The 8,209-nt window shown below is 42.6% G+C and carries 5 protein-coding genes; 2 read left to right on the top strand and 3 right to left on the bottom strand.

Annotated elements, in window-relative coordinates; all coding sequences use genetic code 11:
* Window positions 1-2,962: PAS domain S-box protein (locus IH879_15095; GenBank protein MCH7676260.1), on the top strand; the 2,962-nt coding region annotated here is incomplete at its 5' end.
* Window positions 2,963-3,187: 225 nt separating this feature from the next.
* On the top strand, window positions 3,188-3,955 hold the full coding sequence (locus IH879_15090) for an energy transducer TonB (protein MCH7676259.1): 768 nt from the start codon (window positions 3,188-3,190) through the stop codon (window positions 3,953-3,955).
* Between the two features lie 89 nt (window positions 3,956-4,044).
* On the opposite strand, the gene glnA is transcribed toward IH879_15090, so the two are convergent.
* The 3 genes from glnA to IH879_15075 all read right to left on the bottom strand — a co-directional run bounded on the left by glnA (window position 4,045) and on the right by IH879_15075 (window position 7,809).
* On the bottom strand, window positions 4,045-5,379 hold the full coding sequence (glnA, locus tag IH879_15085) for a type I glutamate--ammonia ligase (GenBank protein MCH7676258.1): 1,335 nt from the start codon (window positions 5,377-5,379) through the stop codon (window positions 4,045-4,047).
* 358 nt (window positions 5,380-5,737) lie between these two features.
* Window positions 5,738-6,562 carry a zinc metalloprotease HtpX gene (gene htpX / locus IH879_15080; GenBank protein MCH7676257.1) on the bottom strand — a complete coding sequence of 275 codons (825 nt, stop codon included), beginning with the start codon at window positions 6,560-6,562 and terminating at the stop codon, window positions 5,738-5,740.
* Between the two features lie 464 nt (window positions 6,563-7,026).
* Window positions 7,027-7,809 carry a glycosyltransferase gene (locus tag IH879_15075; GenBank protein MCH7676256.1) on the bottom strand — a complete coding sequence of 261 codons (783 nt, stop codon included), beginning with the start codon at window positions 7,807-7,809 and terminating at the stop codon, window positions 7,027-7,029.
* Between the last annotated feature and the right edge of the window lie 400 nt (window positions 7,810-8,209).

Raw genomic sequence — 8,209 nt, 5'->3', positions numbered from 1 at the left:
CATTTATCAAATGAACCGCGTGAAGTATGTAAATCCCGCAGCCACAAAAATAACCGGATACACTCGAGACGAATTGCTGAAAATGAATTTTTGGGAAGTTATCCATCAGGAATTTCAAGAATTGGTCAAAAAGCGTGGTATAGCAAGACAGAAAGGTGAGAAGGTGCCGTCCCGATATGAAATTAAAATACAAATGAAGGGGGGTGAAGAACGCTGGGTCGATTATAGTGCGCGAGTTACTACCTTTGAGCAAAATCCGGCTGTTTTAGGTACTGCAGTTGACATTACCGAGCGTAAGCGTACTGAGCAGGCGCTGCTCGAGAGTGAAGAGCGGTATCGAACCCTGAGTGAAGCAGCTTTTGAGGGCATTATCATTTCAGTAAGCGGAAAGCTGGTTATGGCCAATCAAGCATTTGCCGATATGTTTGGTTATGACTCGCATGAGGTTATCGGCTTATCCCCGGTTGAGATGACCACGCCTGAATCGGCGGAAATAATCATGAAAAATATTCAGTCCAGTCACGAAAAACCGTATGAAGTCATTGGAGTCAGGAAAGACGGCTCAACTTTCAACCTGGAAATAATGGGAAAAGATTGCCTCTATAAGAGTCGAAAGGCGCGCGTGACTGCTCTTCGCGATATTACGGAACGAAAACAAGGAGAAGAGGCTCTCCGTGAAAGCGAGGCCAAATTCCGGGTTCTCGCTGAAACAACATCTGCCGCTATTTTCATTTTTCAAAAAAATCGAATGCGGGATGTAAATCCTGCGGCCTCAAATATTACAGGATATACTCAAGAAGAATTGCTGAAAATGAACTTTTGGGAGGTCATCCATCCGGATTTTCGAAATTTGATTAAGAAACGCGGTTTGGCGAGACAAAAGGGAGGGAAGATATCCTCGCGTTACGAAGTTAAGATACAAACGAAACAGGGTCAAGAACGTTGGGTAGATTTCACTTGGAGCGCCACTGAGTTTAAGCAAAAGCCGGCGGTCTTGGGAACGGCAGTAGATATCACTGAGCGCAAGCGCGCGGAAGAACAGATTGCCGGCCTAAAAAGTTTTTATGAGCAACTTTTGGAGCATCTACCTATTCAGCTGGGTGTCCTTGATAAAGATTTTCGTTACGATTACCTTAATCCTCACAGTATTAAAGACCCTAAGATGCGAAAATGGATGATTGGCAAAACAGACCTGGACTATTGCCGAAAGCGCGGTCTTGATCTCAAAATTGGCCGTCAAAGACAAACGTGGTTTAAGAATGTCATATCCAGTAAGAAGAGTAGCAGTTATGAAGAGACGCTTCAAACAACTTCCGGTGAAGAGAGGCATTTCCTGCGAGTAGCCAGTCCGGTCATGGGACCGGACGGTGATGTTATACAAATAGTGGGCTACGGCTTAGACATCACCGAAAACAAGCTTGCTGAAAAGGAACTGCAAAAGTCGCTTTCGCTAGTGCAGTCAACTCTTGAATCAACAGCCGACGGTATCCTGGTGGTGGACGAAGAAGGAAAAATAGTGAGTTTTAATCAAAAGTTTCTCGAGATGTGGCACATCCCGGATTCTATCATTGCCTCTCGTGACGATGATGAGGTCATCGCTTTTGTGCTTAATCAGTTAAAGGATCCCGAGGAATTTCTAACTCAAGTGAGGAGACTGTACAGCGAACCTGAGGCTAAAAGTTTTGATATCCTCAGTTTTAAAGACGGTAGAATTTTTGAGCGTTATTCATTAGCCCAGCGGATAGGAGACAAGATCGTCGGCCGGGTCTGGAGCTTCCGTGATATTACTGAACGCAAGCAAATAGAAGCGCAACTTTTGCAATCACAAAAGATGGAAACAATTGGCACCTTAGCAGGTGGTGTGGCTCACGATTTTAACAACATATTAACCGCCATTGTCGGAAACGCCGAGTTGGGAATGCAATATCTAGATCCCGATCATCACCCATACGATGATTTAGATGAAATCAAAAAAGCGGCAATAAAAGCGAGCGACCTTACAAATCAATTGTTGAGCTTCAGTCGCCGCCAGGTTCTGAAAAAGCAGTCCTTTAATCTCAATCAAGTTGTAGAGGATCTGCTAAAAATGCTGAAGCGGATTTTGGGTGAAGACATTGAACTAAAAACCAGATTTTCCCGAAGTTTACCACCAGTCTTTGCAGACAAAGGTCAAATAGATCAGATTCTCATGAACCTGGTTACCAATGCTCGTGACGCAATGCCCGATGGGGGTAGGTTGTTTATAAAAACGCGTTCTGTTCAGCCAAATCATTTAGCTAAACATCAAAATGGAAAGAAACCTGGTAAGGCTTATGTGCAATTAACTGTAACCGATACCGGGTTGGGCATGGATAAAGAAACACAGGCACATATTTTTGAGCCCTTTTTTACGACCAAGGAATTAGACAAGGGTACGGGTTTAGGTTTAGCCGTGGTGTATGGAATCGTAAAACAACATGAGGGTCATTTAGAAATTGAAAGCGACATTGACAAAGGGACAACCTTTAAAATATTTTTGCCTGCAGCAACGAAAAGACAAGAAAAGAGGCGTCAGGTTAAAAACAGGTTAAATACCTGGCAGGGTGGAAGCGAGACGATCCTAATTGTTGAAGATGAAGAGATAGTGAGAAACGTAGCTGTTCGGATTGTAAACGGATTGGGATATAAGGTCTTACTGGCTAAGAATGGTGAAGAAGCAATGGAAATTTTTAATCCAGAAAAGAATTCGGTTGATTTAGTCCTGATGGATGTGGTCATGCCCAAAGAGAGTGGCCCCGAAATTTATAAAAAGATGAGCTCGATTAATCCAAAACTGCCCGTACTTTTCGTCACTGGTTATGATGCGGAATCTAAAGTATCAAATCTTACCCAGGATTTCAACCAGGCCTTAATTGCCTTACTTCAAAAACCTTATTCCAAAGAAACTCTAGGTCAGAAAATACGAGAGTTGCTGGATAAGTAAATAGCTTTTCGCGAATCTGATCTTCAAATCTTCATCCTATCACTTCAGCCTCCTAATTTGCCCGCAAGTGGTTTGGGGTTCACTCTGAAATTGGCTTTATTCTTACAAAAGTGGGTTGTTCGTATTTTCGCCGTATAACCCCCCTGCAACCCTTTTATCAAACCTCCGTATTTGTTTAGAGATATAAGAAATATTTTTTTTGAAAAAGAATGGAGTCAGGATACAATGTTTTTAAACCAAAACCACAAATTTAAGCCGTTCAGTAGTTCTGGAGAACAAAAAGAAAGTGCGATTAATGCGTTAACCAGAAAGTACTTTTCTAACTTAATTATAGACCAAGAATTGGTTACTGAAAAAGTGCCCGAGGCGAATCTTAAAATAAAACAACGCAAAGTTCTTGAAGCCTCATTTGCCATAACAATGGCTGCGCTGATTCTGATGTGTCAAGTTGCAAAGCAATTCGATATGAATGTTGAGACCTTTGACAAAGTAGACGTGACAATTGAAGTTGCAGATATTCCGCAGACCAAGCAATTTCGCTTGCCTCCTCCACCGGTTCGGCCCAGTGTGCCCATACCTACTGAAGAAGACGCAATACCGGAAGATTTGACCATAGCTTCGACGGATTTGGATTTATCTGAAATACCGCCGCCGCCCGCACCGCCCGAGGAGGATGGCCCCCCCATATTTCTCGCTTATGATGAGGCGCCGCAAATTGTCGGTGGCATGACTGCACTGCAAAAACACTTGAAGTATCCGCGAATGGCGCATATTTCAGGTCTCGAGGGCATCGTATTTATAAAAGTTTTGGTAGGATTGGATGGCAAGGCCGAGAAAACTGAAATCCTGAGAGCGAAGCCGGCCAATATGGGCTTTGAGGAATCAGCCATGGTGGCCTTAAAAAAAGTTAGATGGATACCCGCTAAACAGCGGGATAGAAGTATCCGGGTTTGGGTATCGATTCCGGTGCAGTTTTCGTTAGTGAACTCTTAAATAAATTCTTACAAAATAATAAAAGCCCATGAGATTTTCAGTCTCGTGGGCTTTTTCATTTTATAGAATTTTGGTTTCACATTTTTCTTTTACAAAATCGGAAAATAATTCTTCATCTCCCAGTCTGAAAGCTGCGTCCGGTAATCGGCCCATTCCAACTTCTTATTTTCCAATAGGGAATGAAAAACGTGGTGGCCCAGAGCCTTTTTTATCACCTGACTCGGTTCCATCATTTTAATGGCCTCATAAAGATCTCCAGGCAGAGTATCTATATTGAGTTCTTTTCTTTCTTCTTCACTTAAATTATACACATTGCGTTCGACTGGCTCAATGATAGGATAGTTTTTTTCGATGCCTTCCAGGCCGGCAGCTAACATGGCGCTAAAAGCCAAATACGGATTACAGGCAGGGTCCGGTGAACGAAGTTCGATTCGCGTTGCATTTTCTTTGCCTAATTTATAAGCGGGAATTCGAATCATATCCGAACGGTTGCGGACGGCCCAGGTTGTGTAAATAGGAGCCTCATAACCGGGTACCAGGCGTTTATATGAATTTACCCATTGATTGGTGATGAGGGTAAATTCAGGAGCGTGTTTTATAAGACCTGCTATGTACCTTTTTGCAAGATCGGAAAGGTGGTGTTTGTCGCTGGCATCATAAAATGCGTTCCTGTCTCCTTTAAAGAGCGACATATGTACGTGCATCCCGCTGCCATTTTCTCCGTACAAAGGTTTTGGCATAAACGTGGCATAGACATTATTTCTTAAGGCGACCTCCTTTACGACCAAACGATAGGTCATTGCGTTGTCTGCCATGGTGAGTGCATCCGTATAGCGCAGATCGATTTCGTGCTGACTCGGCCCGACTTCATGGTGACTTGTTTCGACGTCGATGCCCAAAGCATCCAGGGCTTCAACTGTTTTTTTTCGAAAATCACTTGCAAGATCCAGAGGTGTGAGGTCAAAATAACCACCTTTATCTAATGGTTCGGGCGTGCCTTCGGAACTTTTGAAATAGAAAAACTCCAGTTCCGGACCAACGTAAAATTTGTAACCTAAATCTTCCGCTCTTTTAAGGTTTCGTCTTAGCACCCCGCGCGGATCGCCGTCATAAGGCTCGCCTTCAGGTGTATGAATATCACAGAATATTCGAGCGACCGCACTCTCCTCACTATGCCGCCAGGGCAAAATCTCCCAGGTATTCATATCCGGAATTGCCATCATATCGCTTTCGTCGATCCGCACAAATCCTTCAATGGAGGAACCGTCGAACCCGGCTCCTTCGTCCAAAGTGACCTCAAGCTCTTTGATTGTGATTGCAAAACTTTTTAGAAACCCCAAAATGTCTGTAAACCATAAGCGGATAAATTTGACATTATTATCCTTGGCGCTTTTTAAAACGTATTCCTTGTCTTTTTGTGGCATCTGCCCTTTCTCCTCAATTTTGTATGAAAGTCCAATTAACTATAGGTGGCAATATCCGAAATTGGAATGAATAAAGCAAGAAGATTTTTTCATTTATTAATAAAATTTCTGCAATTTTCCTAAATTCTTTAGGATTATGTCACTTTTGTTATTTTTAATTAATAAAAATAGGGTTTTTCTCTGAATTTCAGGCACCATATTTGAGGTTTGAAATTTTAATGGTTTTTGGAATAAGATGAGATATTTTAGGTGGAGAGTCGTGCTGCCGGGTTCGTCTTGTCTTGACTTAGTTTTGATGGGTTGGAGAATACTCGAACCCATCACTTTGGAGGCCTTTTTTGAAAACGTCTTAATGCTTTTACATAGACATTTCCCGAAGACGTCTGACTCTTTCCTGTGTCGAAGGATGCGTTGAAAAAAGAGACCTGATTCCACCACCACGAAGAGGGTTAACAATAAACATATGCGCTGAAGTTGGCGTGGCGTTCATCGGGATTCGTTCGACACCTCGCTCTAAATTTTCCAAAGCAGATGCTAAGGACATCGGTTTACCGCAAATCCCGGCGCCAACTCGATCGGCGCCAAACTCACGTGAACGTGAAATTGCCATTTGGATAAGCATTGCTGCAATCGGTGCGATGATGATCATCAGCAAACCAACAATCGGGCTGCCGTCATCGTCGTCGCTGCCGCCAAAAAACAGGCCGAAATAATAAAGCATGTTGATAGCCCCGGCGATAGTTGCCGCAACTGAACTGATCAGAATGTCCCGGTTTTTTATATGCGCCAGCTCGTGCGCGATCACGCCTTCCAGCTCATCCTCGCTTAGCATTCGCATAATTCCTTCGGTTACTGCCACTGCTGCGTGGTTGGGATCGCGGCCGGTTGCAAATGCGTTGGGAGTGTCGTTTGGAATAATGTAGACTTTCGGCATGGGCAGATGGGCTCTCTGCGATAGACGCCGGACGATTGTGTATAATTGCGGCGCCTGTGCCTCACTGACTTCCTGCGCACGGTAGGTTCGTAAAACCAATTTATCAGAATACCAGTAGCTGAAAAAGTTCATGCCAGCGGCTAAAATAAAGGCCATCATTGCGCCGCTCTGGCCGCCGATTGCATTCCCCAAAAATACCAAAAGAACCGTCAGTAAAGCCATTAAAAATGTTGTTTTCAAAGTGTTCATTTATTACCACCTCTAACAAAATATTCTAACTATTTCATTTTCAATATAAATAAACGTAAGAGACGAACCAAGGTTCACCCTTTTATCTCGATTCATGATTTGAATTTCTTAAGCTCATCCAGTGCATAGTGAGAATCCCGCCAAGTGATTCCTTTGTTTTTGAGAGTGATCAAAGCCGACTTCCAAATAACATATATGTTAATGATAACTCCAATTGGAAATCCTAAAGTCAACCAACGAGGAAAATCGATAAAACTGGCAGTAGTTAAATAAAGTACTCATACTCCCAAAATAATGAAAATGTTGAGCACTTGAATTAAGCCGGTGAAAGCAAAAATTGCGAAAAGGGGTCCTAAATATTGCACAACCAAAGCAACACTAATTCCAATGACTTTTAAAAAACTGAAATTTATGACTGCAAAAGTATTTTTTGTGAGCCCATGAATCATTTCTTTTAAGGTCGGTTACCATTCCAAAGAAATCATATCCCCGCCTGCCAAAAACTCTTGCCTGAATCCGTTTTGTTTCAGGAGCTGACCGAGTTTGAGGTCGTCAGCGACACTCATCGGTAGGGCCTGCATCGTACCGATCGCCTCATATGCCTCCCGCCGCATTAAGCTGAAAGCGCCACCGCCGATAAATTTTTTGCTTGTGGGATTCTTAGCTTTCCAAGGTTGGAAAAAAAGCATAAAATTTACTGAAAAAGTCAGCAATGCTATTTTGAGCATTTTGCCTGAGATTTTAAGTTGTGGGCCGACGACCCTATGGTCTAAATTATCTTTTTGCATATAATAAACGGCTCGTTTGATGGCCGAAGGATGCATAACAATATCTGCATCTGCAAAAAGCAGCAGTTTTCCCACGGCCTGTTTGGCGCCATGTTGCAAAGCATGATTTTTTCCTAACCAGCCACCAGGAAGCATCGAGATGTGATGGACCTGAAGCTTTCGATTTCTTTTTGCAATGCCTTCGAGTATTTCAGCTGTTTGGTCAGTTGAACGGTCATCGATTACGATGACTTCAAAATCGTTGTAGCCCTGAGCCAGTACGGACTTTAAAGCCACCTCAATTTCTTTTTCTTCATTTCTCGCAGGGATGACAATTGAAACCTTATCTCCCTTAAAATCGTGTTCAGGTGAAATGTCTTTCAAAAATCTGATCGACCTTTTGCCCAGTGTAATTTCAATGACAGCAACAACTACTAGAAACAGCGTAACCGATGAAATAAGTAAGAAAAATAAATTCATGTAGTTATTTATTGCTCTGTAAAAAATAAACTACAATATCAGGTATCTTAGTCAAACATAATTTTTAAATACGGTAGGTATAATTGTTCGCAAACGCACACCCGGTGTAATGCCAGCGGATACTTTTTCTTTTTGAAAGTTTGTAAACTGCTTATAAGTGATTAAAAAACAGTACTGGCACGGTTGTTGGATCGGTGTTAGGTTTCAGCACTCAGCACAAAAAATAAATCTGAGAGCTAACGGCTGTCCGCTGAAAGCTAATTAGGAGAACTTCATGATAAAAAACTATCTCAAAATCGCCTTCAGAAATTTACTCAAACATAAAGTCTATGCCCTGATCAATGCGCTGGGTTTGTCGATAGGAATTGGCAGTTGCCTGTTCATTCTGGTCATTTCGCGA

Source organism: candidate division KSB1 bacterium (genome assembly GCA_022562085.1).
Taxonomy (GTDB): Bacteria; Zhuqueibacterota; Zhuqueibacteria; order Oceanimicrobiales; family Oceanimicrobiaceae; genus Oceanimicrobium.
This window is presented reverse-complemented; position numbering and strand designations above follow the sequence as displayed.

Excerpts from the sequence above, each read along its gene's own strand:
- IH879_15090 (MCH7676259.1), top strand. The coding sequence starts at position 3,188 with ATGTTTTTAAACCAAAACCACAAATTTAAGCCGTTCAGTAGTTCTGGA.
- htpX (MCH7676257.1), bottom strand. The coding sequence starts at position 6,562 with ATGAACACTTTGAAAACAACATTTTTAATGGCTTTACTGACGGTTCTT.
- IH879_15075 (MCH7676256.1), bottom strand. The coding sequence starts at position 7,809 with ATGAATTTATTTTTCTTACTTATTTCATCGGTTACGCTGTTTCTAGTA.
- glnA (MCH7676258.1), bottom strand. The coding sequence starts at position 5,379 with ATGCCACAAAAAGACAAGGAATACGTTTTAAAAAGCGCCAAGGATAAT.